This window comes from Bacillus sp. LR--39, assembly GCF_053613335.1.
This window is the reverse complement of the sequence record NZ_JBSIOT010000001.1, coordinates 1,572,463-1,597,792: the sequence shown is the minus strand read 5'-3', so window position 1 is coordinate 1,597,792 and position 25,330 is coordinate 1,572,463. Positions and strand designations below refer to the sequence as shown.

At 45.7% G+C, this 25,330-nt stretch carries 27 protein-coding genes, 1 pseudogene and 1 riboswitch; of the genes and pseudogenes, 23 read left to right on the top strand and 5 right to left on the bottom strand.

Features of this window, described 5'->3' with window-relative positions; all coding sequences use genetic code 11:
- The first annotated feature begins 26 nt into the window (after positions 1-26).
- The 5 genes from ACWHAR_RS07475 (at position 27) to queF (ending at position 3,734) form a co-directional block, all read left to right on the top strand.
- Positions 27-1,148: a hypothetical protein gene (locus ACWHAR_RS07475; protein WP_032874709.1), complete on the top strand. Its 1,122-nt coding sequence runs from the start codon at positions 27-29 to the stop codon at positions 1,146-1,148.
- Between the two features lie 108 nt (positions 1,149-1,256).
- A riboswitch (PreQ1 riboswitch) is annotated at positions 1,257-1,301 on the top strand.
- Between the two features lie 96 nt (positions 1,302-1,397).
- Positions 1,398-2,057 carry a 7-cyano-7-deazaguanine synthase QueC gene (gene queC / locus ACWHAR_RS07470; RefSeq protein ID WP_003154679.1) on the top strand — a complete coding sequence of 220 codons (660 nt, stop codon included), beginning with the start codon at positions 1,398-1,400 and terminating at the stop codon, positions 2,055-2,057.
- Complete coding sequence (gene queD, locus ACWHAR_RS07465; RefSeq protein ID WP_007611020.1) at positions 2,058-2,498, top strand: 6-carboxytetrahydropterin synthase QueD; 441 nt, start codon at positions 2,058-2,060, stop codon at positions 2,496-2,498.
- Positions 2,491-3,222 carry a 7-carboxy-7-deazaguanine synthase QueE gene (gene queE, locus ACWHAR_RS07460; RefSeq protein WP_003154676.1) on the top strand — a complete coding sequence of 244 codons (732 nt, stop codon included), beginning with the start codon at positions 2,491-2,493 and terminating at the stop codon, positions 3,220-3,222. Before queD ends, queE begins: the two co-directional genes overlap by 8 nt.
- A 17-nt stretch (positions 3,223-3,239) precedes the next feature.
- On the top strand, positions 3,240-3,734 hold the full coding sequence (gene queF, locus ACWHAR_RS07455) for a preQ(1) synthase (RefSeq protein WP_003154673.1): 495 nt from the start codon (positions 3,240-3,242) through the stop codon (positions 3,732-3,734).
- 266 nt (positions 3,735-4,000) lie between these two features.
- Here the strand turns inward: queF and ACWHAR_RS07450 are convergent, their stop codons facing one another.
- Together ACWHAR_RS07450 and ACWHAR_RS07445 are read right to left on the bottom strand one after the other, a co-directional pair.
- Positions 4,001-4,255, bottom strand: coding sequence for a hypothetical protein (locus ACWHAR_RS07450; RefSeq protein WP_032874710.1), 255 nt, complete (start codon positions 4,253-4,255; stop codon positions 4,001-4,003).
- The gene (locus ACWHAR_RS07445; protein WP_007611023.1) at positions 4,239-4,580 is read right to left on the bottom strand and encodes a winged helix-turn-helix transcriptional regulator; all 342 of its coding nucleotides are present in this window, start codon (positions 4,578-4,580) and stop codon (positions 4,239-4,241) included. The genes ACWHAR_RS07450 and ACWHAR_RS07445 overlap by 17 nt, the downstream gene beginning before the upstream one ends.
- Before the next feature lie 168 nt (positions 4,581-4,748).
- On the opposite strand from ACWHAR_RS07445, the gene ACWHAR_RS07440 reads away from it, so the two are divergent.
- The 3 genes and pseudogenes from ACWHAR_RS07440 (at position 4,749) to ACWHAR_RS07430 (ending at position 6,469) form a co-directional block, all read left to right on the top strand.
- Positions 4,749-5,495, top strand: a complete 747-nt coding sequence (locus tag ACWHAR_RS07440; RefSeq protein ID WP_032874711.1) for an SDR family NAD(P)-dependent oxidoreductase — start codon at positions 4,749-4,751, stop codon at positions 5,493-5,495.
- Between the two features lie 136 nt (positions 5,496-5,631).
- Positions 5,632-5,844, top strand: a pseudogene (locus tag ACWHAR_RS07435) (7-cyano-7-deazaguanine reductase); the annotation flags it as partial.
- 349 nt (positions 5,845-6,193) lie between these two features.
- Positions 6,194-6,469, top strand: a complete 276-nt coding sequence (locus tag ACWHAR_RS07430) for a DUF3219 family protein (RefSeq protein WP_032874712.1) — start codon at positions 6,194-6,196, stop codon at positions 6,467-6,469.
- 73 nt (positions 6,470-6,542) lie between these two features.
- On the opposite strand, the gene ACWHAR_RS07425 is transcribed toward ACWHAR_RS07430, so the two are convergent.
- Entirely contained in the window at positions 6,543-6,728 is a 186-nt protein-coding gene (locus ACWHAR_RS07425; protein ID WP_003154669.1) for a YkvS family protein, read from the bottom strand.
- A 163-nt stretch (positions 6,729-6,891) separates the two neighbouring features.
- Here ACWHAR_RS07425 and ACWHAR_RS07420 point away from each other — a divergent pair, with 163 nt between their 5' ends.
- The 6 genes from ACWHAR_RS07420 to ACWHAR_RS07395 all read left to right on the top strand — a co-directional run bounded on the left by ACWHAR_RS07420 (position 6,892) and on the right by ACWHAR_RS07395 (position 13,362).
- Positions 6,892-7,086, top strand: a complete 195-nt coding sequence (locus ACWHAR_RS07420; RefSeq protein ID WP_014304905.1) for a hypothetical protein — start codon at positions 6,892-6,894, stop codon at positions 7,084-7,086.
- Between the two features lie 275 nt (positions 7,087-7,361).
- On the top strand, positions 7,362-7,985 hold the full coding sequence (locus ACWHAR_RS07415) for a cell wall hydrolase (protein WP_032874713.1): 624 nt from the start codon (positions 7,362-7,364) through the stop codon (positions 7,983-7,985).
- A gap of 115 nt (positions 7,986-8,100) precedes the next feature.
- Entirely contained in the window at positions 8,101-9,441 is a 1,341-nt protein-coding gene (locus ACWHAR_RS07410) for a polysaccharide biosynthesis protein (RefSeq protein ID WP_007409593.1), read from the top strand.
- Positions 9,442-9,503: 62 nt separating this feature from the next.
- Positions 9,504-9,998: an endospore biogenesis thiol-disulfide oxidoreductase StoA gene (stoA, locus tag ACWHAR_RS07405; protein WP_007611032.1), complete on the top strand. Its 495-nt coding sequence runs from the start codon at positions 9,504-9,506 to the stop codon at positions 9,996-9,998.
- A 242-nt stretch (positions 9,999-10,240) separates the two neighbouring features.
- On the top strand, positions 10,241-12,154 hold the full coding sequence (locus tag ACWHAR_RS07400) for a heavy metal translocating P-type ATPase (protein WP_032874714.1): 1,914 nt from the start codon (positions 10,241-10,243) through the stop codon (positions 12,152-12,154).
- 113 nt (positions 12,155-12,267) lie between these two features.
- Positions 12,268-13,362: a M24 family metallopeptidase gene (locus ACWHAR_RS07395; protein ID WP_017417665.1), complete on the top strand. Its 1,095-nt coding sequence runs from the start codon at positions 12,268-12,270 to the stop codon at positions 13,360-13,362.
- A 57-nt stretch (positions 13,363-13,419) separates the two neighbouring features.
- Here ACWHAR_RS07395 and ACWHAR_RS07390 read toward each other — a convergent pair whose 3' ends face one another.
- A complete protein-coding gene (locus ACWHAR_RS07390; protein ID WP_014721086.1) occupies positions 13,420-13,545 on the bottom strand; it encodes a hypothetical protein in 126 nt (41 codons plus the stop codon).
- Positions 13,546-13,644: 99 nt separating this feature from the next.
- Here ACWHAR_RS07390 and ACWHAR_RS07385 point away from each other — a divergent pair, with 99 nt between their 5' ends.
- From ACWHAR_RS07385 to ACWHAR_RS07345, 9 genes are all read left to right on the top strand, one after another.
- Positions 13,645-14,610: a LacI family DNA-binding transcriptional regulator gene (locus tag ACWHAR_RS07385; RefSeq protein WP_015417354.1), complete on the top strand. Its 966-nt coding sequence runs from the start codon at positions 13,645-13,647 to the stop codon at positions 14,608-14,610.
- A 50-nt stretch (positions 14,611-14,660) separates the two neighbouring features.
- Complete coding sequence (gene glcT, locus ACWHAR_RS07380) at positions 14,661-15,527, top strand: glucose PTS transporter transcription antiterminator GlcT (RefSeq protein ID WP_007611051.1); 867 nt, start codon at positions 14,661-14,663, stop codon at positions 15,525-15,527.
- 230 nt (positions 15,528-15,757) lie between these two features.
- The gene (gene ptsG, locus ACWHAR_RS07375; protein ID WP_003154656.1) at positions 15,758-17,854 is read left to right on the top strand and encodes a glucose-specific PTS transporter subunit IIBC; all 2,097 of its coding nucleotides are present in this window, start codon (positions 15,758-15,760) and stop codon (positions 17,852-17,854) included.
- 96 nt (positions 17,855-17,950) lie between these two features.
- On the top strand, positions 17,951-18,217 hold the full coding sequence (locus ACWHAR_RS07370) for a phosphocarrier protein HPr (protein ID WP_003154654.1): 267 nt from the start codon (positions 17,951-17,953) through the stop codon (positions 18,215-18,217).
- Positions 18,217-19,932, top strand: coding sequence for a phosphoenolpyruvate--protein phosphotransferase (ptsP, locus tag ACWHAR_RS07365; protein WP_007611069.1), 1,716 nt, complete (start codon positions 18,217-18,219; stop codon positions 19,930-19,932). The genes ACWHAR_RS07370 and ptsP overlap by 1 nt, the downstream gene beginning before the upstream one ends.
- Positions 19,933-20,019: 87 nt before the next feature.
- Complete coding sequence (locus tag ACWHAR_RS07360; protein ID WP_003154646.1) at positions 20,020-20,259, top strand: transcriptional regulator SplA domain-containing protein; 240 nt, start codon at positions 20,020-20,022, stop codon at positions 20,257-20,259.
- 84 nt (positions 20,260-20,343) lie between these two features.
- Positions 20,344-21,372 (top strand): spore photoproduct lyase, encoded by a 1,029-nt coding sequence (gene splB, locus ACWHAR_RS07355; RefSeq protein WP_007611071.1) that lies wholly within the window; start codon positions 20,344-20,346, stop codon positions 21,370-21,372.
- Positions 21,373-21,500: 128 nt separating this feature from the next.
- Positions 21,501-23,468: a methyl-accepting chemotaxis protein gene (locus ACWHAR_RS07350; protein ID WP_032874715.1), complete on the top strand. Its 1,968-nt coding sequence runs from the start codon at positions 21,501-21,503 to the stop codon at positions 23,466-23,468.
- An 82-nt stretch (positions 23,469-23,550) separates the two neighbouring features.
- Positions 23,551-24,417: an NAD(P)-dependent oxidoreductase gene (locus ACWHAR_RS07345; protein WP_032874716.1), complete on the top strand. Its 867-nt coding sequence runs from the start codon at positions 23,551-23,553 to the stop codon at positions 24,415-24,417.
- A gap of 35 nt (positions 24,418-24,452) precedes the next feature.
- Here the strand turns inward: ACWHAR_RS07345 and ACWHAR_RS07340 are convergent, their stop codons facing one another.
- Positions 24,453-25,229, bottom strand: coding sequence for a CAP domain-containing protein (locus ACWHAR_RS07340; protein ID WP_032874718.1), 777 nt, complete (start codon positions 25,227-25,229; stop codon positions 24,453-24,455).
- Positions 25,230-25,330 lie beyond the last annotated feature (101 nt).

The following is a 25,330-nucleotide window of genomic DNA, read 5'->3' as shown; positions in this document are numbered from 1 at the left end:
TGGGAAATGATGGGGAGGAGTAAGAGATGAAAGCTCGACGTGTATTATTGGGATTTATTTTTATTTGTATCGGCATTGCGTTTTTTTTGCAGAAGGCGGGAGTTATACATATATCCGCAGGTTCGGCGTGGCCGTTTCTTTTCATTATAATGTCCGCAGGGTTTCACGCCGGATTTATTTTTGCGAAAAAAACGCCTGACCAGGCGGGACTGCTCGTTCCGGGCGGTATGTTTCTTGTGCTGGGCTGCCTCTTTTGTTTTGAGACCGCAACAGGATGGACGTATTCAGGCGTGACGTGGCCTGTTTATATATGGGCGCCTGCTCTCGGTCTGTTTGAGCTGTGGTATTTCGGCGGGAGGAAGTTAGGTGTATTGATTCCTGCTTTCATCCTGACAGCCGTGGGAGCTCTATGCTTTGCCGGTATGCTGATGACGGGGCTGTGGCCGCTTTTGATCATCGCCGCCGCGCTTTTGTTTCACGCCGCTGCCTTTATGCAGCCGAAAAAAAGATCGGGCCTTCTTATTCCGGGCGGCATTTTGCTTGTGACGGGCGGGTTGTTATGGTTTGAAACGCTGACGGATTGGACATACGCAAATGTGACATCGCCTGTCTACCTCTTTGCCGTTGCGTTCGGCCTGTTTGAAGCCTGGCTGTTCGGCAGAAGGCAAAGAGGGCTTTTGACTGCTGCTGCGGTTCTGTGCGCCGCGGGCATTTTCGGCATATTCACCAATGCAAATGAAGTCATCAGCGAACGCGGCTGGCCCGCTCTCATTCTTTTGCTGGGCGCCGCTTTTCACATTCCGATTTTCGGCCCGAAACCTGTCAAAAACGCGGGACTTCTCGTACCGGGCGGCATCTTATTGATTACGGGGATCTTGTTTGTCTTTGAAACGGCAACCAATTGGTCCTACTCCGGTGTGACATGGCCTGTTTATCTGCTTGCAACGGCATTCGGTTTATTTGAGCTGTGGCTGTTCGGCGGGAAAGAGAAGGCGCTGCTCATCCCGGTTGCGGTGCTGACCTTGACAGCACTTTCTTTTATGATGACGAATCAGCCGATCATTCCGGTTTCTGTTTTCTGGCCTGCTTTATTTGTTCTGATCGGGATTGCGCTGATGGTATTTCCCGGGAAAAAACGCGGGGCTTAATCCCGCTTTTGCAGCCTGACACAGGGTTCAGGCTGTTTTTTTATTGTCACGGGAAACAACATTATGGTATGATAGCAAAAGTGAAAAAAGAAGAAAATCCGTATTGATGCGGGAGAGGTTCTAGCTACACCCTCTATAAAAAACTAAGGACGAGCTGTATCCTTGGATACGGTTTTTTTATGTTTTTTAGGGCGCCTTCTCCGAAAAAGGCGCTTTTTTTATGGAATGATAGATAAGGGAGAGAAAGACATGAAAAAAGAAAAAGCAGTTGTGGTGTTCAGCGGAGGCCAAGACAGCACGACTTGTTTATTATGGGCTTTGCAAAACTTTGAAGAAGTGGAAACCGTTACATTCCATTATAATCAGCGTCACCAAGAAGAAATCGATGTGGCAAAATCGATTGCTGAAAAGCTCGGTGTCAAAAATCACTTGCTTGATATGTCTCTTTTAAATCAGCTCGCGCCGAATGCGCTGACAAGAGATGATATCGAAATTGAAGCGAAGGACGGGGAACTGCCGACAACCTTTGTACCGGGACGCAACCTTGTATTTTTATCCTTTGCATCGATTCTTGCATATCAAATCGGCGCGCGCCACATTATCACCGGTGTTTGCGAGACTGATTTCAGCGGCTACCCGGACTGCCGTGACGAGTTTGTCAAATCCTGCAACGTCACCGTCAACCTGGCGATGGAAAAGCCGTTCGTCATTCATACGCCGCTTATGTGGCTGAACAAAGCAGAAACGTGGAAACTTGCGGATGAGCTCGGCGCGCTTGATTTTGTAAAGAATAACACACTGACTTGCTATAACGGCATCATTGCAGACGGATGCGGCGAATGCCCGGCATGCCTGCTCCGCAATAAAGGATATGATGAATATATGAAAATGAAAGGAGAGCGGAACTAATTGCTTTCTCAAATTTACCCGCAGGTTCAGCATCCTTATTCGTTTGAGTTGAATAAGGATATGCACATTTCAGCCGCGCACTTTATTCCCCGCGAAAGCGCCGGAGCGTGCAGCAGAGTCCACGGGCACACGTATACAGTAAATATTACAGTTGCGGGGGATGAACTGGACGATTCAGGCTTTCTCGTGAATTTCAGCGTGCTGAAGAAATTGGTGCACGGCGCTTACGATCATACATTGCTGAATGACCATGACGAATTTTCTGAAGATGACAGATATTCACTGCCGACGACCGAGGTCGTGGCCAAAACGATTTACGATAAGGTGCAGTCCTACCTTGAAACACTGGAGAATCAGCCGGTCTGCGTGCAGATTTTTGTCAGGGAAACCCCGACAAGCTATTGCGTATACCGCCCGAAAAAAGGTGATAGGAATGGCTAAAGGAATTCCGGTATTAGAAATTTTCGGACCGACGATACAAGGGGAGGGCATGGTTATCGGCCAGAAAACCATGTTCGTCCGCACGGCGGGCTGCGACTACTCCTGCAGCTGGTGCGACTCCGCTTTTACATGGGACGGCTCAGCCAAAAAAGATATCCGCTGGATGACGGCGGAAGACATTTACCGCGAGCTGAGAGAAATCGGCGGAGACGCCTTTTCCCATGTCACCATCTCAGGAGGAAACCCGGCGCTGTTAAAGCAGCTTGACGCGCTGATTCTGCTGCTGAAAGAGCACGGGGTGCGCGCCGCTTTAGAAACGCAGGGAACGGTCTATCAGGATTGGTTCACAATGATTAACGACCTGACGATTTCACCGAAGCCGCCAAGTTCGGGGATGACAACCGATTTTGCAAAGCTCGATCACATTGTGTCTTCGCTTGATGCGGCAGAAAGGCTTAACGCGGTCAGCTTAAAGGTCGTCATTTTTAATGATGAAGATCTGCAATTCGCGAAAACCGTGCACAAGCGGTATCCGAATATCCCGTTTTATCTTCAGGTCGGAAACGATAACGTCCATACGACGGACGACCGGGCATTGATCGCACATCTGCTCGGAAAATACGAAACACTCGTTGATAAGGTTTCAGCCGATTCGGATCTGAATCTCGTCAGAGTCCTGCCTCAGCTGCATACATTGCTTTGGGGCAATAAACGGGGAGTTTAATAGAAAGGGAGATTTATATGACAAGAAAAGAATCAGAATTAGAAGGAGTTACGCTCCTGGGGAATCAAGGGACAAACTATTTATTTGAATATGCGCCGGAGGTTTTGGAATCATTTCCGAATAAACACGTGAACCGTGATTATTTCGTTAAATTCAACTGCCCGGAATTTACGTCGCTTTGCCCCAAAACGGGACAGCCGGACTTTGCAACCATCTACATCAGCTATATTCCGGACGAAAAAATGGTGGAAAGCAAATCGCTGAAGCTGTATCTTTTCAGCTTCCGCAACCACGGAGATTTCCACGAGGACTGCATGAACATCATCATGAATGATTTGATCGAATTAATGGACCCCCGCTACATTGAAGTATGGGGCAAATTCACGCCAAGAGGCGGAATCTCGATAGACCCGTATACAAACTACGGCAGACCGGGAACAAAATATGAAAAAATGGCCGAACATCGGATGATGAATCATGATATGTACCCGGAGACGATTGATAATCGGTAATTATTCCGTTGTGTGATACGGAGTGTGAAAACGAAGTGGAGTCACAGTAAAATCCGAACATTCAGTGCTGATTTTCAGCGGAATTGTGACCGAGTCACAGCGAAGTGTGACCCGCACTAAGCTCAATAAAAGTGTGACCTGGTGCAACCTGAACTGTGACTTTTATGAGTGAAAAATTGATAGTACAGAGGCAGATTAAGGCGTACAATTTGTACGTCTTTTCTTTTTTATCCGAAAGAAAAATGCCTATTTAGAGATCACAGGCATTAAATATGATTATCAATATCTTCATTTATTTTTTGGCTAAGTTTCTGAACCTTCTCTTTAACATTTGAAACAGCTCTTTTTTGAATTTCATCAAAGTTCTCCTGAATATAGTCCATGACACTTCTTATTAGAACTTCACTTTCAAAATTGAATATCTCATTTATTTCTGACTGTTCTTCATCTGTTAGGCGATGGTATTGAAGTTGTTTAGCATTTACTCCAGCAGCTACATCAATCCTAACGTACAATTTCATATTCACCTTCTGCATACTCTTGCTCCGCATAATGGCTTCCCCATTGACAGAGCTCCTGCAAGATAGGTTTAAGAGATTCTCCAAGTTCAGTGGATGAATATTCAACCTTCGGCGGTACTTGATTATACATCTTTCTGCTCACAAGTCCACTGGCTTCAAGCTCTCTAAGTGTTTGAATCAGCATTTTCTGAGTTATATTTGGAATAATGCGCTTTAATTCACTCGTTCTCTTTGGTCCATTCATTAAAAAGTATAATACAAGACCTTTCCATTTTCCGCCAATCACTTCCTTTGTCACTTCAAACCCACAGCTAAATTTTTTCATGTCTAAAGCTCTCCATTCCACATTTATTACTTTTTAGTTACTATATCACAAAAAAGTGGGTACTTCCGATAGTGTGCTTACTGAAGGATACTATATCTTGTAAGTTGTTCTTCAAGTACTTAAAGGTACTAGACGTAAAATAAAATGAATTCTAAAGGAGTGTTAAGTATGGGTAAATTTGAAGGTAAAATAGCGCTTGTAACGGGTGGAACAAGTGGGATTGGTCTTGCTGCAGCACAAAAATTTGTAAACGAAGGTGCATATGTTTATATCACGGGACGCAGACAAAACGAACTTGATAAAGCTGTTAACCAAATTGGCAAGAACGTAACCGGTGTTCAAGGTGATATTTCTAAGCTTGAAGACTTAGACAAACTATATGACATGATAAAGCAGGAAAAAGGTAAGTTGGACATTCTTTTTGCTAATGCAGGCATCGGCAACTTCCTTCCATTAGGTGAAATTACTGAAGAGCAGGTTGATAGAACGTTCGACATTAACGTTAAAGGAACCATCTTTACTGTTCAAAAAGCGTTATCACTATTCCCGGACAAAGCAGGTTCTATTATTGTAACGGGCTCTACTGCTGGATCAATTGGCAACCCAGCGTTTAGTGTATATGGAGCGTCTAAAGCAGCATTAAGAGCACTAGTTCGCAACTGGATTCTTGACCTAAAAGATACTGAAATCCGTGTAAATGTGGTTAGTCCAGGAGCTATTCTTACACCTGCATATGATGAGCTTTTTGGTGATGCACTTGAAGGAGCAATGGAAAATGCCAGAAATACTGTTCCAGCTGGAAAAGTTGGGACACCTGAAGAAGTAGCAAACGCTGTATCTTTCCTTGCTTCAGACGAAAGCAGTTACTTGACGGGTGTTGAATTGTTCGTAGATGGCGGGCTGGCACAGGTATAATTTCACTGCGCAGAGATTACAAATAGTCCCCAAAAAAGGTTAAAATCAATCGTTTGGTAAGGTGTAAAATTGGTGTGACTTCATGCTTAATGTCTAGAGCAAGTACTTATGGGACAAGACTTTGACCTGCCTTTTCTTCCACGAGGACTGCATGAACATCATCATGAATGATTTGATCGAATTAATGGACCCCCGCTGCATTGAAGTATGGGGCAAATTCACACCTAGAGGCGGAATCTCCATTGACCCGTATACAAACTACGGCAGACCGGGAACAAAATATGAAAAAATGGCCGAACATCGGATGATGAATCATGATATGTACCCGGAGACGATTGACAACCGTTAATTTTCAGACGGAGTACAGTCTCGGAATATAACCTAAATACCCCCGCCTTTTAAGCGGGGGTATTTTTCGTCTGTGCCGCGCAGCCAAAAAGGTGCATGATATTTGCACAGAACTTCTATAAGGAAAAGAGAGATCATTTGGAGAAAAGAAAAAGACGAGTAAACCCGGGGGGAGTGTACTCGCCGCTTCAATACGTGACGGGTGCTGGATGGCAGCTCGTCTGTTTCATTATAAAATAGGGAACATACGTTTGTAAAGGCCTGCGCTGTTTTTTCTCATTCGGAGCGGATCAATTGTAAAGGAATGGTCAGCATGATAGCATGTCCTGTAAAAAGAAGGAGTGTTCGTTATGGAGCCGTTAGAGTTAAACGGTGTAAGGCTGAAAATGTATGATTGTAAAGAAAGTGCGGGCAAAAACGGCCGCATGATTTCATTTGTATTGAAGGTGACCTCTGAAACGTATCATGATATTGCCGTTCTTTTGTATGAAAAAACATTTGACATCAAGGCGCCCGAGCGCGGGCTTGAATTCCGCGGTAAAATAACCAACTACCATACATCCGTCACAAATCTTTACAATAAAGATCAGACCGGTGATTTTTTTGTAGAAATGACGGAGATCTGAGTTCATTTGAAAAAGCTGCCGGGCGGCAGCTTTTGTGCGGGATATGTAAATGGTTCGGATTGTTCGAGGGGGTTTAATAGGAGTCTCTGATGATTTTATAATTCTTATGGTTGACGACAGTGAGGGAATCTAATTCAAGATCACGATAATTATCCATGATGGTTACATCAACGATGACGGAATTTTCATTTACTTTTTCAACAATACCGGTTAATCCGTTTTTAAATTCAATGACGTTTCCAACCTTAGCAATTTTCACGAGCTTCCTCTCCTTTATCATAAATCCTGTTTGAAAATATTTTGCAGTATTTTCTTTAAGAAGTAAAGCGATATGGGTATCAGCCCGCTCAATCATTGTCCCGGCGGGGGAAAGATGGTATATTGATTTTCGGGAAAAAGCCGAGAAAAGGAGGCTGTGTTCGTTGCTGCCTGAGGAAATTTCAGAACGTATCAACCAAATGCGCACCGGTGAAATCAAAGAATTCAGGGTGCAGAAAGAACATTTTCTTGCATTTCGAGCAGTTTTATCGAAGCAGGAAGATTTTAAGCATTTCCGCGGTATTGCCCAGCAGGGCGGGGATGTTATATTCCAGTATTTAGAACAGCCAAGAAGCTGACGGCTCCTCGCACTTGAGGAGTCTTTTTTTTGTTTTTTAGTTTCTCATTTCATCTGGCTGTAACAGATGTAAACAAAATGTAAAATCCCTCCGATGGATACTTTTACTGCTATTTGGTTAATGTTGTGAAAATGATGGCTGTTTTCCTGCCAATAACAAGGCTGTTAACGAACTTCTTCCATCATAAAAGCTGATTGGGAGCACTGGAAAATCTTTAACCGTGAATTTGCGCACAGCTCTTGTTAAGGTAGTGAAGTATTTAAGGAGGAAATCGTATGACGACAAAATTTGCTGCCTTGGCTGTCTTTTTTCTATGTTTTATGCCTGCATCAAAAATTGAACATACAGAAGCTCTGTTTACTTTTGCGAAGAAGCCAAAGCAAGAACCCAGCACACTGGTTGCTGATTTAAATAAAAAAAGCTCGGTTCCGAAGCTTTCAAAAACGGATCATAAGCATTCTATCCAACCGATAAAGCTGTCATCTCACCAAGAGAAGGAAGCCAAACCGGAGGAGACGGCTTATCAGCCGCCGAAAAAAACGTATTCCCGCGCTGACAGACAGCTTCTGGCACGTCTCGTTCACGCAGAAGCGAAAGGTGAATCTTATAAAGGGAAGGTTGCGGTAGCCAGCGTAGTGCTGAACCGCACTGAAAAAAACGGCTTCCCGGATACCATTCGGGGTGTGATCTATCAAAGGAGCGCATTTGAACCGGTAGCAAACGGAAGCATTAATCAAAAGCCGGATAAGGATTCCATCGCTGCCGCAAATGAGGCGCTTGACCATCCGGGCAGAGAAACGAACGCGTTGTTTTTCTACAATCCGAAAACGGCATCTGACCACTGGATCCGTTCCCGAAAAATTATCGAACGGATCGGCAGACACGTATTTGCGATGTAAGCATAGCGGGATTAAAAATATCCCGGCTATGCTTTTTTCAATTTTGAGAAATCGAAAATATTTTCAGAACTTGTCTCATATGATGATGGAAGAACGAGAGACAAGGAGAGACACCATGAATCGATTTGTGAAAGGGATCATTCTTTTATCCATCGCCGCCTTTTTCGCGGAATGTCTGGAATTTGTCGTGAATATGATACTGGCGCGGGAGCTTGGCGAGCATGGGATGGGACTTTACATGAGCATTCTGCCCACCATTTTTTTAATTATCGTCATCGCCAGTCTGGAGCTTCCGATCTCCATTTCAAAATTCATCGCGGAATCCAATCAGAAGCTGCATGAAAGCATGCTCCGGCATGCCTTCAGAATGACCGCCGTTTTTACCGCGTTTTCAACCGCGGCCGCAAGCATCGCGCTGCCGTTCATTCCTGTATTCGATACGTATCACCCGTTTATTAAAGGGATTGTCATCGGGCTGATTCCAGTCGTCGCTTTTACATCCATCGCCAGAGGTTATTTTATGGGTGTGCAGCAAATGGGAAAAATCGCGGTTGCGAATGTCATGAAAAAAATCATTCAAGTGCTTTGTCTGTTTATCTTTTTTCAATGGTACTCTTTTGAAATTGATATGGCCGTGCTCATTTCATTATTTGTGCTGGTCGCAAGCGATGTCGTGGTGTTCGTTTACTTGTATACGCAGTTTATTTTGGCGCGGAGGGCGCTTTCCGGCCATCAGCACATTCATCTTCGCGGGAAAGACGTGCGGAAACGCCTCCTGGCCGTATCCATCCCGACAACGGGACTTCGTATATTTCATGCGGTGACAAACGCAATTGAACCCTTCTTGGTTAAAGGAGCGCTGCTGGCGTCCGGGGCAGCCGGGACAGCCGCGATTGATCAATACGGCATGCTTGCCGGTGTAGCGATGACAATCGGTTCGTTTCCCGCATTTATCGCCCATTCGCTGATGGTCGTCATGATTCCCAGCATTTCAGAAGCATATGCGCTGTCCCAATATGATATTGTGCTGAAACGGCTGAGACAAGCGATTTTTATTACATTCGGCTACGGCATTCCGGCAGTCTGGGTCATGTTTCAGTTCGCGGGCCCGCTGACCCATTTGTTTTTTCAGTCTCCGGAAGCGCAGTATTATTTGCAGCTTTTGTGGCCGTTTTTTCTTTTTCATCTGTTTGTGATGCCGCTTCAGGCCTGTCTGATCGGTATCGGCCATGTGAAAACGGCGTTTTATCATAACGTATGGAGCAGCATTGTGGGGCTTTCGATGATGTATGTGCTCGGTTCTATGCCTGAATTGCAAATGCTCGGCATTATACTCGGCATGAATACCGGCATGATTCTTCTGACAAGTTTACATTACGCGACGATCTGCAAAGACCTCGGTGTCTCCGTGTTTTTGACGGGCGGCGGAAGAACAGCGCCCCGGATCGAAAGCTGAAAAGGCTGATACATTTCAATAAGCAAGGGCAAGCTATCCGAAACGCGTGAAAGGAAGATCATATGCATAAAAACCGCCTAATTGTATGTGCAGTCCTTTTGATAGCTGCCGCCGTCTGGATGCCTGAAGCAAAAGCCTCATCAGAAAAACAGGCAGTTCCCGCCGTGTTTCTGATGAAGACGATTGAAGGAGACGAGATATCGATTCCGAATAAAGGGCAGAAAACGATTTTGCATTTTTGGACATCGTGGTGTCCGCCGTGCAAAAAAGAACTGCCGCAGTTCCAAACGTATTTTGAACAGCATCAGTCCGATGATGTAAGCCTTGTAACGGTAAATTTGATGAATGCCGAGCGGAACAAAAATACCGTTCAAAACTTTGTCAGTCAGCATCATCTCACATTCCCGATTGTTCTTGACACGAAAGGCGAGCTTATGAAGGAATACGATGTCATGACGATTCCCACGTCATTTCTGCTGAATGAAAAAGGAGAAATCGAAAAAAAGATCGTCGGTCCGATGACCGCCTCACAATTAAAAGAATGGTCAGAGAAATAAAAAGGTGCGGGAGGAATTCCTCCCGCACCTTTTTTGCATATAATGAACAGCTGAAGAAACACTATTGATAATTATTATCAAAAAGAAATTAAAACAATTATAATTGAAATCTTCCGTCGGCATGCTATAATAAAGAAAACACTGCGATAACACTGTGAAAATGCTGCCTGTCAGGCGGCTGTTTTGCTTTTATCGGGGAATTGAAGATGATTTGCGTTCTCAATTAGAGAGGAGAATTCATAATGAATGAACAAGTGATGACACAAACCCATTCACAACAGCACATACAAGAAGAGCGGGCCGGAAAAAAGTGGCTCCAGCATGCAGAACTCATTGCGGCGCTCGTATCCGGCGTCCTTATTCTTGCGGCCTGGTTTTTTACCGAAACAAAAGGCCTGTCCGTCACTTTGTATACCCTTGCCTTCCTGATCGGGGGATTTGCAAAAGCGAAAGAGGGAATCGAGGATACCATTGAGACGAAGGCGTTAAATGTGGAACTGCTGATGATTTTTGCGGCGGTCGGCTCCGCCCTGATCGGTTATTGGGCTGAAGGCGCTGTTCTTATCTTTATTTTTTCATTAAGCGGCGCGCTCGAAACATATACGATGAATAAAAGCAGCCGTGATTTAACCTCTTTGATGAAACTGGAACCGGAGGAAGCGACCCTGCTTGCGGACGGACAGGAAAAGCGGGTGCCGGCTGCTGAACTTAAGATCGGTGACATGATCGTCATTAAGCCGGGCGAACGCGTAGCAGCAGACGGGATCATTGAGTCTGGCGTGACGAGCCTCGATGAATCGGCGCTTACGGGTGAAGCGATGCCGGCGGAAAAAACAGCCGGAGATTCTGTGTTTACAGGAACGGTAAACGGAAACGGCTCCTTAACGGTCCGTGTGACGAAAACAAATGAACAGTCTTTATTCAGAAAAATCATCCGGCTGGTGGAATCAGCCCAAAACAGCGTGTCACCGGCTCAGGCATTTATTGAACGATTCGAAAGTGTCTATGTAAAAGGCGTGCTGTTAGCCGTGGCTTTGCTTTTATTCATTCCTCATTTCGCTTTAGGCTGGAGCTGGAGTGAAACCTTTTACAGGGCGATGGTGTTTATGGTGGTCGCCTCCCCGTGCGCGCTTGTCGCTTCTATTATGCCCGCTGCGCTTTCCCTTATCTCAAATGGGGCCCGCAACGGATTATTGGTTAAAGGAAGTGTGTTTTTAGAGCAGCTGGGAAGCGTCCGGATGATCGCTTTTGACAAAACCGGCACGGTAACAAAGGGACAGCCGGCAGTCGCGGCGTTTCAAGCTGCCGAAAATGTGAGTGAAGATGAGATCATGCAAGCGGTGTATGCGATGGAAAAGCAATCAAGCCACCCGCTTGCAAAAGCGATAGCTGAATTTGCCGAAAGCCGGGGCGCCGCGCCCGCAGGACATCTATCGATTGACGAGACGTCCGGATTCGGTGTTCAGGCTGAAATAGAAGGCGTCAAATGGATGGTCGGAAAAGCGGGGTTTGCAGGTGAAGATGCGGCAGATGCTTTTTTGCAGACATCGGGAAAAGAATTAAAGGATAAAGGTTTTACACTGGTCTTTGTTAAAAAAGATGACCGGATTGCGGGCTGCTTTGCCTTAAAGGATCAAATCCGACCTGAAGCCAAAGCCGTGATGGCTGAGCTTGAATCAATGGGCATTCAAACAGCCATGCTCACCGGCGATCAGTCTGAAACTGCGGCTGCCATTGCAAAAGAGGCGGGCATGACGACGGTTGTTGCCGATTGTCTGCCGGACCAAAAGGCAAAAGAAGTGAAGAAGCTGAAAGAAACGTACGGCACAATCGCCATGGTGGGAGACGGCATTAATGACGCGCCCGCTCTGAAAACCGCTGACGTCGGTATTGCGATGGGCGGGGGAACGGACGTGGCCCTTGAAACGGCTGACTTAGTCCTTATGAAAAATGATCTTCACAAGCTTGTGAAAATGTGCAGACTCTCAAGGAAAATGAACCGGATTATTAAGCAGAATATTGTTTTCTCGCTCTCGGTCATCTGCCTTTTGATCTGCGCTAACTTTCTGCAGGTGATGGAACTGCCGTTTGGTGTGATCGGGCATGAGGGGAGCACGATTCTGGTCATATTGAACGGACTGAGATTATTAAAATAAACATGACAGCCGCACATCGGGCGGCTGTTTTTTTAATGTTCGTTCACAGCATAAACGCCGGAAAACTGATAGAATGAATAAAGAGTCACTTTGGTAAGGAGGAAAAGCAAAAAATGAACAGATTAGAACGTGTTTCATCTTGGCTGAAAAAAGAAGGACATGATGCGGCATTTATACATACAAAGGAAAACGTATTTTATTTAACTGATTTTTACACGGATCCGCATGAGCGGTTAATGGGATTGTTCCTGTTTCAGGAACAGGAGCCGTTTTTCGTTTGTCCGGGAATGGAAGCCGGACAAGCCCGCAGCGCCGGGTGGGAGCATGGTATTATCGGCTACGGCGATCACGAAGATCCGTGGGAGCTGATCAAAGCCGAGCTCACAAAACGAAATGTGCGGCTTGATTCCATCGCGGTTGAAAAGGATTCGATCTCTCTTTCCCGTTCAGAACAGCTCAAACAAGCTTCAGGGGGCGCGGCATTTGTTTCGGCAGAAGAAACGCTCAACCAATTCCGTCTCGTGAAAGATGAGAAGGAAATCAGCATTCTCAGGGAAGCGGCAAAACTCGCGGATTACGGAGTTGAAGTCGGTGTCGCGGCGCTTAAAGAGGGTGTGAGTGAAACGGAAGTACTTGCGCAGATTGAGTTTGAGCTGAAGAAAAAAGGTGTGCAGGGCATGTCATTTTCAACGATGGTGCTGTTCGGAGAAAAATCAGGTCAGCCCCATGGGAATCCGGGTGCAGACCGGTTGAAAAAAGGCGATTTCGTTCTGTTTGATCTGGGCGTTATTCTTGACGGCTACTGTTCAGACATTACGAGAACATTCGCATACCAATCAATCAGCCCGAAGCAGGAAGAGATTTACGAAACGGTGCTTAAAGCTGAACAGGCGGCGCTTCAATTAAGCAAACCGGGTGTCAGAATCGGCGACCTTGATTTAAAAGCCCGCGGCATTATTGAAAAAGCCGGATACGGAGACTATTTCCCGCACCGCCTCGGCCACGGACTCGGGATTTCGGTTCACGAATATCCATCAATGAGCAGCGCGAACAACACACTCCTCAAAGAAGGCATGGTCTACACGATAGAACCGGGGATTTACGTGCCGGATGTCGGCGGCGTGCGCATTGAAGACGATGTGTTCGTCACAAAAGACGGCGCCGAAGCATTAACGCAGTATCCGAAAGAATTAACGATTCTGAAATAGAAAGCTTTGTGATAAAAAAGGACGGTTCTGGAAGGCAGCGTCCTTTTTTATCACCTTTTAAATGAAAAAATCATCAAAATGCTGAAATGGTTTGATGTCATGCTTTTCATTCAGGGGCCGCATGGCAAGGTAACTGCCGCCGACTATGGCCAGACACAAACCGATTAAGCAAAGAATCCCCATCGCTGTTCTTCTCCTTTCAAACGAATAGGATGTATCTGTTTCTAGCTTACTGTATGAAACGCATTCCAGATCAAGGGAAAAAAAGAAAGGGGGGACGCCATGGCTACGATCAGAGACATTGCCGGCGCTGCCGGGGTTTCCGTTACAACGGTATCAAGAGTGTTAAACGATCATCCTTATGTAAGTAAGGACAAAAGAGAAAGAGTGAAAAAAGCGATGCAATCGCTCGGATATACGCGCAACATTCATGCTGTGCATTTATCCAAAGGTTTTTCCGATATGATCGGCGTTGTGCTTCCGTCGGTGAATCTTCCGTATTTTGCAGACCTTGTTGCAGGTATTGCCGAGGCTGCCGAAGCGTCAGGCGTGCATCTTTCTTTATACCAGACAGATTATCAGCAGCAAAAAGAACGTTTTGCTTTATCACAATTACAGGAGCGCCAAGTGGACGGCCTGATTATCTGCTCCAAAGCAATTCCTGATGAGCATCTGCTTACCGTGAAAGAACCGCTCATCCTCTGCCAGTACACTGATGCGGCAGGGCTTTCCTCCATCAGTAATCCGCATCGGGAAGCATTTCGGCACGGTCTGGATTATCTGATAGAAAAGGGACACCGGAAAATAGCGATCAGCCTGGCCAGAAAAAAGGGAAAAAACAGTCAAGTCCGCATCGCCGCGTACAAAGAGGCGCTCAAGAAGATCGGACAGCCTTACAGGGAAGAGCTGGTTGTGGAAAAGGCGCTGACGCTGCTTGACGGGAAAGCCCTTTTTCATAGATGGAAGAGCTGGGATGACAAACCGACTGCGCTGTTTGCGGCGAATGATCAAGTATCCGCAGGTCTTTACCTTGAAGCCAAGGCAAATGGGACACGCATCCCGGAAGAGCTTGCGATTTTGAGCATCGACAATCATGATATCAGCAAGATGTTAGGTATTTCTACAATAGATATACAAACAAAAGAAATGGGAAAGCAGGCTTTTCACATGCTTGAGAACCGGATCAGCGGCGGGCCTCCGGCAAGGAAAGTTCTTGATTACCGCCTTATTGAACGATCAACCGTCTAAAAAAAGAATTGACGCGCTTTCCGTTCGTTTTGTACGATATGATGTATTGAATGACAAAGGAGCTGAGGATCATGAAGGGGTCCTTTACAGTTGAAAAGGTATTAAATAACAATGTGCTCATCGCAACACATGATAGATACAATGAGGTCGTCTTAATCGGAAAAGGGATCGGCTTTGGAAAAAAACAAGCGGATGTCATTGAAGATAAAGGGTATGACAAGATGTTCATCTTAAAGGATGAAAAAGAACAAAAACAATTTAAAAAGCTCCTCGGTTATGTGGACGAGACACTTGTCGACATCTCCAATGACGTCATTTATCATATCAAGAAGCGGACAAGCCAACCGTTAAATGAGCACATCCATATTGCGCTGACTGACCATATCGCCTTTGCGGTAAAGCGGCTGCAGCAGGGTTTTGACATTAAAAACCCGTTTCTCATGGAAACCGAAACGCTTTATCCGGAAGAATTCCAAATTGCCCGTGAAGTCGTCGGCATGATTAATGAAAAGACGGGAATCTGCCTTCCGGAAGGAGAGATCGGCTTTATCGCTCTGCATATCCACTCCGCCTTGAGTAATCGGCCCCTTTCAGAGGTCAATCAGCATTCACAGCTGATGTCCCGGCTCGTTCAGGTGATTGAGGAATCTTTCCAGATGAAAGTGAATAAAGAAAGCGTCCACTATTTGCGGCTGATCCGGCATATCAGATTTACCATAGACAGGATTAATCGGGAAGAGCAGACAAAAGAACCAGAAAAGTTAATGTTATTATTGAAAAATGAATACCCGCTATGCTACAATACTGCTTGGAAACTGATAAAAATCTTGCAGCAAATACTGAAAAAACCAGTTCATGAGGCGGAAGCGGTTTATCTCACGCTTCATTTGTACCGATTAACCAATAAAATTTCATAATTTCAGTTGAAACCTTAAAAACGTGTCACTGATTCGATCAGGCATGAGTGATTGAGGGTAAAAAACGGGAAGAACGATCCCGTTATTTTGCACACCCTTTTTACTCATGCCTTTTTTGTTGTGTAAAAGGGCAAATGTAAACGGTTAAACTGAAGACTTGCGCCAGTGAATTCGTTGTCATGAATTTTCGCTGTAAGGTCACACTAGCTAACAGAGGAGGTACATCTTTTATGTTTAAAGCATTATTCGGCGTTCTCCAGAAAATCGGCCGTGCTCTTATGCTTCCGGTTGCGATTTTACCGGCTGCGGGGATCTTGCTTGCGTTAGGGAATGCCATGCAGAACAAAGATATGATTCAAGTCATGCATTTCTTAAGCAATGATAACGTTCAGCTTGTGGCGAACGTCATGGAAAGCGCCGGCCAAATCGTATTTGACAACCTGCCGCTTCTTTTTGCAGTAGGGGTTGCGATCGGTCTTGCCAACGGAGACGGTGTTGCCGGAATCGCGGCTATTATCGGATACTTGGTCATGAACGTATCCATGAGCGCCGTGCTTATGGCAAACGGCAGTATTCCGTCTGACAAAATTGAACGGGCAAAGTTTTTTGCGGAAAACCATCCGGCCTATATTAACATGCTGGGGATACCCACTTTGGCGACGGGCGTGTTCGGCGGTATTATCGTCGGGGTTCTGGCCGCGTTATTGTTTAACAAGTTTTATAAAATTGAACTTCCGCAGTACCTCGGATTCTTTGCGGGTAAGCGGTTCGTCCCGATTATCACATCAATTTCCGCATTAATTCTCGGTCTTATTATGTTAGTGATCTGGCCTCCGATCCAGCACGGTCTGAATTCCTTCTCCACGGGTCTTGTGGAAGCGAATCCAACCTTGGCGGCCTTTATTTTCGGGATGATTGAGCGGTCATTGATTCCGTTCGGTCTTCATCACATTTTCTACTCGCCGTTCTGGTATGAATTTTTCAGTTATAAAGATGCCGCAGGAGACATCATCCGCGGAGATCAGCGGATTTTCATGGCTCAGATCAAAGACGGCGTACAGCTGACGGCGGGAACATTTATGACGGGGAAATATCCGTTTATGATGTTCGGTCTTCCGGCGGCAGCGCTTGCAATCTATCATGAAGCGAAGCCTGAAAAGAAAAAACTTGTAGCCGGAATCATGGGTTCTGCCGCTCTGACAAGTTTCTTAACGGGAATTACCGAGCCGCTTGAATTCTCATTCTTGTTTGTGGCTCCTATCCTGTTTGCGATTCACTGCGTATTCGCGGGACTTTCCTTTATGGTCATGCAGCTGCTGCATGTAAAAATCGGTATGACGTTCTCAGGCGGTCTGATTGACTACTTCCTGTTCGGAATTCTGCCTAACCGGACGGCTTGGTGGCTTGTCATTCCGGTCGGCTTAGGATTAGCCGTCATTTACTACTTCGGTTTCCGGTTTGCGATCAGAAAGTTCAATCTGAAAACGCCGGGCCGTGAAGAAGAGGCTGCGGATGAAGGTGCGGGCGCCTCAGGCGAAGCCGGCGACCTTCCTTATGAAATCCTGCAGGCAATGGGTGATCAGGAAAACATTAAGCACCTTGACGCTTGTATCACGAGACTCCGCGTTACGGTCAACGACCAGAAGAAAGTGGATAAGACTCGTTTGAAACAGCTTGGCGCCTCAGGCGTTCTTGAAGTCGGAAACAACATTCAGGCCATTTTCGGCCCGCGTTCTGACGGTTTAAAAACACAGATGCAGGATATTATCGCCGGACGCACGCCGCGACCTGAACCGAAAGTATCCGCGCAAGAAGAAGTCAGCCAGCAGGTTGAAGAGGTTATCGCAGATCCGCTCCGAAACGAGCAGGGTGAAGAAGTGTTCGCTTCTCCGATCACCGGCGAAATCCATCCGATTACCGATGTGCCTGACCAGGTGTTCTCAGGAAAAATGATGGGTGACGGTTTTGCGATTCTTCCTGAAGAAGGAATCGTCGTATCGCCTGTCCGCGGAAAAGTGCTGAATGTTTTCCCGACAAAACATGCGATCGGCCTTCAGTCTGACGGCGGAAGAGAGATCCTGATTCATTTCGGAATCGACACAGTCAGCCTGAAAGGCGAAGGATTCACTTCTTTTGTTTCTGAGGGTGACCGGGTTGAACCGGGGCAAAAGCTGCTTGAAGTTGATCTTGAAGCGGTTAAACCTCATGTTCCTTCATTAATGACACCGATTGTCTTTACAAATCTTGCCGAGGGTGAAGCGATTTCCCTTTCGGCCGAAGGTACCGTAAAACGGGAACAAAAAGATATTGTGAAAATCGGAAAATAAGCATATAAATACGCCGTGCTTGTCAGATGACAAGTACGGCTGTATGATATAATATTGTGTAGTAAAATAGCTTTAATTTAAAGGAGAATGATAATCATGGCACAAAAAACATTTAAAGTAACAGCAGATTCCGGAATCCACGCTCGTCCTGCGACAGTTCTTGTACAGACTGCAAGCAAATACGATGCTGACGTAAACTTAGAATATAACGGCAAAACAGTAAACCTTAAGTCAATCATGGGCGTTATGTCTCTAGGTATTGCTAAAGGCGCTGAAATCACAATTTCCGCTTCAGGCGCTGACGAAAACGATGCTCTTAACGCTTTAGAAGAAACAATGAAAAGCGAAGGACTCGGCGAGTAATGCAAGAATTAAAAGGAATAGGCGCTTCAGCCGGAATTGCGATTGCGAAAGCATACCGGCTTGAAGAGCCGGACTTAACGGTTGAAAAGAAAAACATTGCTGATGCTGCGGCTGAAGTAAGCCGTTTTGATGAAGCGATTGTACGTTCTAAAGAAGAGCTTGAAAAAATTAAAGAGCATGCTTTAAAAGAACTGGGACAAGACAAAGCTGACATTTTCTCCGCGCACCTTTTAGTTCTGAGTGATCCTGAGCTGTTGAACCCGGTAAAGGAGAAAATCAGCGCAGATTCAGTCAATGCTGAATTCGCTTTGAAAGAAACAGCTTCCATGTTCGTTACTATGTTTGAATCAATGGATAACGAATACATGAAAGAGCGTGCGGCGGATATCCGTGACGTAACAAAACGTGTGACGGGGCACCTGCTGGGCGTGGAAATTCCGAACCCGAGCATGATCTCAGAAGAGGTTGTTATCGTGGCTGAAGATTTGACACCGTCTGATACGGCGCAATTAAACCGCCAGTTTGTAAAAGGTTTTACAACTGATATCGGCGGACGCACTTCACACTCCGCGATCATGGCCCGTTCGCTTGAAATTCCGGCTGTCGTCGGCACAAAAGCGGCTACAGGGACAATTGAAAACGGTGTTACGGTAATCGTAGACGGCATCGATGGTGATGTAATCATCGATCCTTCCAGTGAAACGTTAAAGAAATATGAAGAAAAGCACAGTGCTTACCTGGCGCAAAAAGCTGAGTGGGCGAAGCTCGTCAATGAACCGACTGTTTCAAAAGACGGCCATCATGTAGAGCTTGCCGCAAACATCGGCACCCCGGATGATGTAAAAGGCGTTCTTGAAAACGGAGGAGAAGCTGTAGGGCTTTACCGTACGGAATTCCTTTACATGGGACGCGACCAGCTTCCGACGGAAGACGAGCAGTTTGACGCTTATAAAACGGTTCTTGAGCGTATGGAAGGAAAATCAGTTGTCGTTCGGACATTGGATATCGGCGGCGACAAAGAGCTTCCTTACCTGCAGCTCCCTAAAGAAATGAACCCGTTCTTAGGCTACAGAGCCATCCGCCTTTGCCTTGAAGAGCAAGAAATCTTCAGAACTCAGCTTCGTGCGCTGCTTCGTGCAAGTACATACGGAAACTTAAAAATCATGTTCCCGATGATTGCGACAGTAAACGAGTTTAAACAGGCGAAAGCGATTCTTCTCGAAGAAAAAGAAAAACTCGTCGAAGCCGGCGTAGCGGTTTCTGACGATATTGAAGTCGGTATGATGGTAGAGATTCCGTCTACAGCCGTTATCGCAGATCAGTTTGCCGCAGAAGTTGACTTCTTCAGTATCGGAACAAATGACTTGATCCAATACACGATGGCTGCTGACCGCATGAACGAGCGCGTAGCTTATCTGTATCAGCCATACAATCCGGCGATTCTCCGTCTGATCACCCTTGTTATTGAAGCCGCTCACAAAGAGGGCAAATGGGTCGGCATGTGCGGAGAAATGGCGGGAGACGAAATTGCGATTCCGATTCTTCTCGGCTTAGGCTTAGATGAGTTCTCGATGAGCGCTACATCCATCCTTCCGGCAAGAACGCAGATCAGCAAGCTTTCTAAAAAAGAAGCTGAATCATTCAAAGAAACAATCTTGTCTATGAGCACGACAGAAGAGGTTGTCGCATTCGTTAAAGAAACATTCAATAAGTAATACAACAGCCAGACGGTGTAAGCCGTCTGGTTTTTTTCATATTCGGAAAAAAGGGGGGAACAATAACTTTCAACAGGAGGGATTATCATGACAAAATCATTTGCAGCGGGGGATACGGTCTATGTGATTTACCGCAATCCGCATGCCGCCAATGTTGCCCATATTAAAGAGGCGGAGATCGTCCATCACCCGTATCATGAGGGAGAACTGTCTCTGTTTTTATACGAAACCTATCATCCGCTGGCCGAAGATGACGCGGTCTTTTCGACATATGAGGAAGCGGAAGCGCTTTACAGCGAGCTTTTTGAAGAAGACCGGTATCATTGATCAAAGGAAATGTTTACAACGCATATTCACTCTCTTTTAAACGGAAAGTAACAACATGAGAATATGTAAAGGGAGTGTCTGTCTATGCTGAAGCCGTTTGTGCCCCAGCTTGTTTATATTGAACCGAGAGCGCTCGAATACCCGTTAGGACAAGAGCTGAAGAATAAGTTTGAAAACATGGGGCTTGAGATCAGAGAAACGACATCGCATAATCAAGTCCGGAATATTCCGGGGAAAAATCACTTGCAGCAATACCGGAACGCGAAATCAACATTGGTAATCGGCGTCCGGAAAACACTGAAATTCGATTCTTCAAAGCCGTCCGCCGAATATGCCATTCCGTTTGCGACGGGCTGTATGGGGCATTGCCACTATTGCTACCTGCAGACGACGATGGGGTCAAAGCCTTACATCCGGACATATGTCAATGTGGAAGAGATTCTGGATCAGGCTGATGAGTATATGAAAGAACGGGCGCCGGAATTTACAAGATTTGAAGCCTCTTGTACATCTGATATCGTCGGAATTGATCATCTGACACATACATTAAAAAGAGCCATTGAACATTTCGGACAAAGCGAATTGGGACAGCTCAGATTCGTGACTAAATTTCACCACGTCGATCATTTGCTTGACGCAAAACATAACGGAAAGACAAGGTTCAGATTCAGCATCAATGCGGACTATGTCATTAAAAACTTTGAACCGGGAACTTCTCCGCTCGACAAACGGATAGAAGCCGCCGTCAAAGTCGCTAAAGCGGGCTATCCGCTCGGTTTCATCGTGGCGCCGATTTATATTCACGATGGCTGGGAGGAAGGCTATAAGGAACTGTTTGAGAAACTTGACGCGGCGCTTGATGAAGACGTTCGGCATGACATCACATTTGAACTGATCCAGCACCGTTTTACAAAACCGGCCAAACGGGTGATTGAGAAGAACTATCCGAAAACAAAGCTTGAGCTTGATGAAGAGAAGCGCAGATACAAATGGGGACGCTACGGAATCGGCAAGTATATATACCAAAAAGACGAAGAACATGACTTAAGGGAAACACTCGAATCTTATATCGAAACCTATTTTCCGAAAGCGAAAATCGAATATTTTACGTAAGGCGGAGCTGTCGACATGACGGCTCTTTTTTTTTGCTGCGCCAAAGGACGGAAATGTTTGATATTTATTTCAAGGTTTATTCATTTTCTTGGCCGAAAGACCGATATAACTCTCAGGAGGGGATGGTTATGTTTAAAAAAATGCACATCAAAATTGCTGTGTTTGTATCGGCGATGCTTATCGTAACGGTTGTTTTTTTAACGGTTTCTTCATATTTGACATTAAAGCCGATGATGACGGAGGAAGCAAAACGTACGACAGAGAATGTCACCAATTCACTCGGTCAGAACATTGAGCTTCAGCTGAAAAATGATGAGACCGTATTATTGAGATTAGCAGGCGGTGAATTGTCCCGGTCTTTTTTATCAGATGGGAAGAAAGAAACCGCGCTGCTTTTTAACGATGAGTTAAAGCAGATCGGACAGAATGACAAATATGTCGCGCTTGCGTATGTCGGAACCGCAAACAAACAAATGTTTACATATCCAAAGGCCGATTTTGCCAAAGACTATGATCCGACAAATAGAACGTGGTATAAGATGGCGGCTGAAAAACCCGATAAGGTTGTCTGGACTGACCCTTATAAAGATGCAGTGACGGGAGACATGATCGTGACGGCGTCAAAAGCCATTCAAAACAGCGGAACCGTCGTCGGAGTGGCGAGCTTAGATCTGAAGCTGTCCTCCATTCAGAGCATGGTCAACGAGCAAAAGGTCCCGTATGAAGGATTTGCCTTTTTAGCGGATGAAAACGGTTCTCTACTGGCGCATCCGGAAAAACAGGGGAAAAATATTTCGGAAGATCAGACGTTAAAAGACATCACTGCGGATAAAGAAGGTGTCAAAGAGCTGCAGGGGAACATGGTCGTCTACCAAACGGTAAAAGAAACAGGGTGGAAAGTCGGAACGCAGTTTGAAAAAGATCAGCTGATGGGAGTAGCCGATAAAATGAACACGGTGAGCATTTTTATGTCACTGATCGCCCTTGTGATTACGATCGGACTCAGTTATTTCCTAGCAAAAACGATAACCGGGCCGATTCAGCAGCTGATCGCCAAAACAAATTCAGTCTCAGCGGGAGATTTAACCGTCCGCGCCCAGACGAAATCAAAAGATGAAGTAGGCGAGTTAACAAAAGACTTTAACCAAATGGTTGAAAATATGAAAGAGATGGTCGAACAGGTCAAGACCTCTTCGGAAAATGTGTCCGATACATCTGACCAATTAACCGTCATTTCACAAGAAACAAATGAAACGAGCGGACAAATCGCAAAAGCGATAGAGGAAGTCGCCGCCGGAGCGACAGAGCAAGCGTCAGAGGTTGAGACGATCAACGAAAAATCAGAAAATCTCTCGGTCAAAATAAAAGGAATCGCAGATCGCGCAGGCAGCATAAAACAACTCTCAAAATCTTCAGAGGATGCCAGCTACAAAGGATTGGACGCGCTCGGGCAGCTGCTGATGAAGTCAAACGAAGCCAATTCAGAAACGAAAAAAGTAGAGGCAATGCTGAATGACCTGGAAGAACAAACGAAAAACATAGAAGAAGTCGTGACGGCAATATCCGCCATTTCAGACCAGACGAACCTCTTGGCGCTGAATGCGAGCATTGAAGCCGCAAGAGCGGGAGAAAGCGGCCGGGGCTTTGCCGTCGTCGCTGAAGAAGTCCGCAAGCTTGCTGAGCAATCAGCTCTTTCTTCCGGCCATATCAGTGAAACGGTCCGTCTGATTCAATCTGAGACAAAAGAAGCGTCACACGCGATGATTGAGGCAAGCAGAATGAATGATGAACAAAACAGCGCCATTCATGAAACGGGTGAGGTTCTCAATCTGATTACGACGGAAATGCAGTCTCTCGTTCAAGGTATAGATCATATTTACAATGACATTCAAAAAATGAGTGAAGAACAAGCCGCAATTCAAGAAGCGATTCAAAGCATCTCCGCCATTTCTCAAGAATCTGCGGCAGCGGCGGAAGAAGTGAATGCTTCTACTGATGAACAGCTCGTTACGCTTGAAAAAGTGAAGCAATCGACTGATATGTTAAAGAGCGCGAGCGAAGATCTGATCAGCGCCATTTCTAAATTCACTTTGTAATGCGGTCTCTATCAGCCTATAATATGGTAATATAGACATGAAAGAATAAATACTATGAATCGCATCAGGGGAGGAAAGCGCAGTGAACAAAACGGTCGGATTTATCGGTTTGGGCGTCATGGGAAACAGTATGGCATCGCACATTTTAGAAGCGGGCTATCCTGTTTTAGTCTACACGCGGACGAAACAAAAAGCGGAAGAGATTCTGAATAAGGGAGCGGTCTGGCAGGAGACGGTCAAAGACCTTTCAGAGAAAGCTGACATTATTATTACCATGGTCGGCTACCCGAGTGATGTCGAGGAAATCTATCTCGGCGAAAACGGCATTCTCCGCCACGCAAAAGAAGGGGCGTTTGTCATTGACATGACGACATCAAAACCGTCTCTGGCGAAGAAGATAGCGGAGAAAGCCAAAGAAAAGTCCATTCACGCCTTGGATGCACCCGTTTCCGGCGGAGACATCGGCGCGAGGAACGGAACGCTTGCCATTATGGCCGGAGGAGAAAAAGAAGCGTTTGAAGCATGCCTGCCGCTTTTCTCCGTTATGGGGGAAAACATTCAGTATCAAGGGCCGGCTGGCAGCGGCCAGCATACGAAAATGTGCAATCAGATCGCGATTGCAACGGGAATGGTCGGAGTGGCTGAAGCGATGGCTTATGCTGAAAAATCCGGTCTGAACCCGGAACAAGTGCTGAAAAGCATTACAACCGGAGCGGCTGGCAGCTGGTCATTGTCAAATCTCGCCCCCCGTATGCTGAAAGGCGATTTTGCGCCGGGATTCTACGTGAAACACTTTATTAAAGACATGGGCATCGCCCTAGAAGAAGCGGAGCTCATGGGAGAAGAGATGCCCGGATTGGCGCTTGCCAAATCATTATACGACAAGCTTTCCGCGCAAGGTGAAGAAAACAGCGGAACTCAAAGTATTTATAAGCTTTGGGTGAAATAAAAAAGATTGCCCGCAGGGGCAATCTTTTTTATTATTTATTTTCCGATGAATTGCTGTGTCCAGATGTTTCCTGATTCTACGTAACCGACACCGATTTGAGTGAACTCAGGATTCATGATGTTCTTTCTGTGGCCTTCACTGTTCATCCAAGCTTTAACGACAGCTTCAGGAGTCGGCTGTCCTTTGGCGATATTTTCACCGGCAGTTTTATAAGTGATTCCGAAAGACTTCATCATATCGAAAGGTGAGCCGTAAGTAGGGCTTTGGTGATCGAAATAGTTTTTGTCTTTCATATCTTGTGATTTTGCGTGAGCTGATTTGCTTAATTTTTCATCAATCTGCAGAGGTTTTAAGCCTTGCTTTTGTCTCTCTGCATTTGTTAATTCAACGACTTTCTTTTCGTACGCACTGACTGATGAAGGAGTTTTCTCGCTGCTGTTGTTTGTGTTATCTGTCTGCTTTGCATTGTCAGCCGTCTGGTTTTGATCGGCTTTCGGTTTTTCGGCAGCTGTCGGAGCCGTTTTTGCCGGTGTTTCTTTTTGAACATTTTTAACTGTCATGTCAGAATGCTTTGCGTGTTTTTGCAGCAGCTGAGTCAGTTCTTTCTCATTTTTAACGTTCAGCTTTTTCACGCTCGTTTTCATATGTAGTTTTTCAACAGCCTCTTGAAGAGTCAGATGCTGTACGGTGTTTCCTTTTTTCACAGTAACGACGTGCTGGCATGACAGCTCTTTTGCAGATGCCTGCTGAATGCCTCCGAATGTAATCAAACTGACTGCCGCGGCGGCAGATAAGAGAAATGCTTTTTTCATAAGATAATAGCCTCCCAGAGAAGTTTTTTTCTACATGAAAAATCTTATCACAGCTTTTTTGTCATAATGCAGGCAGCCATTTCCTTTGACAACAAACTCTT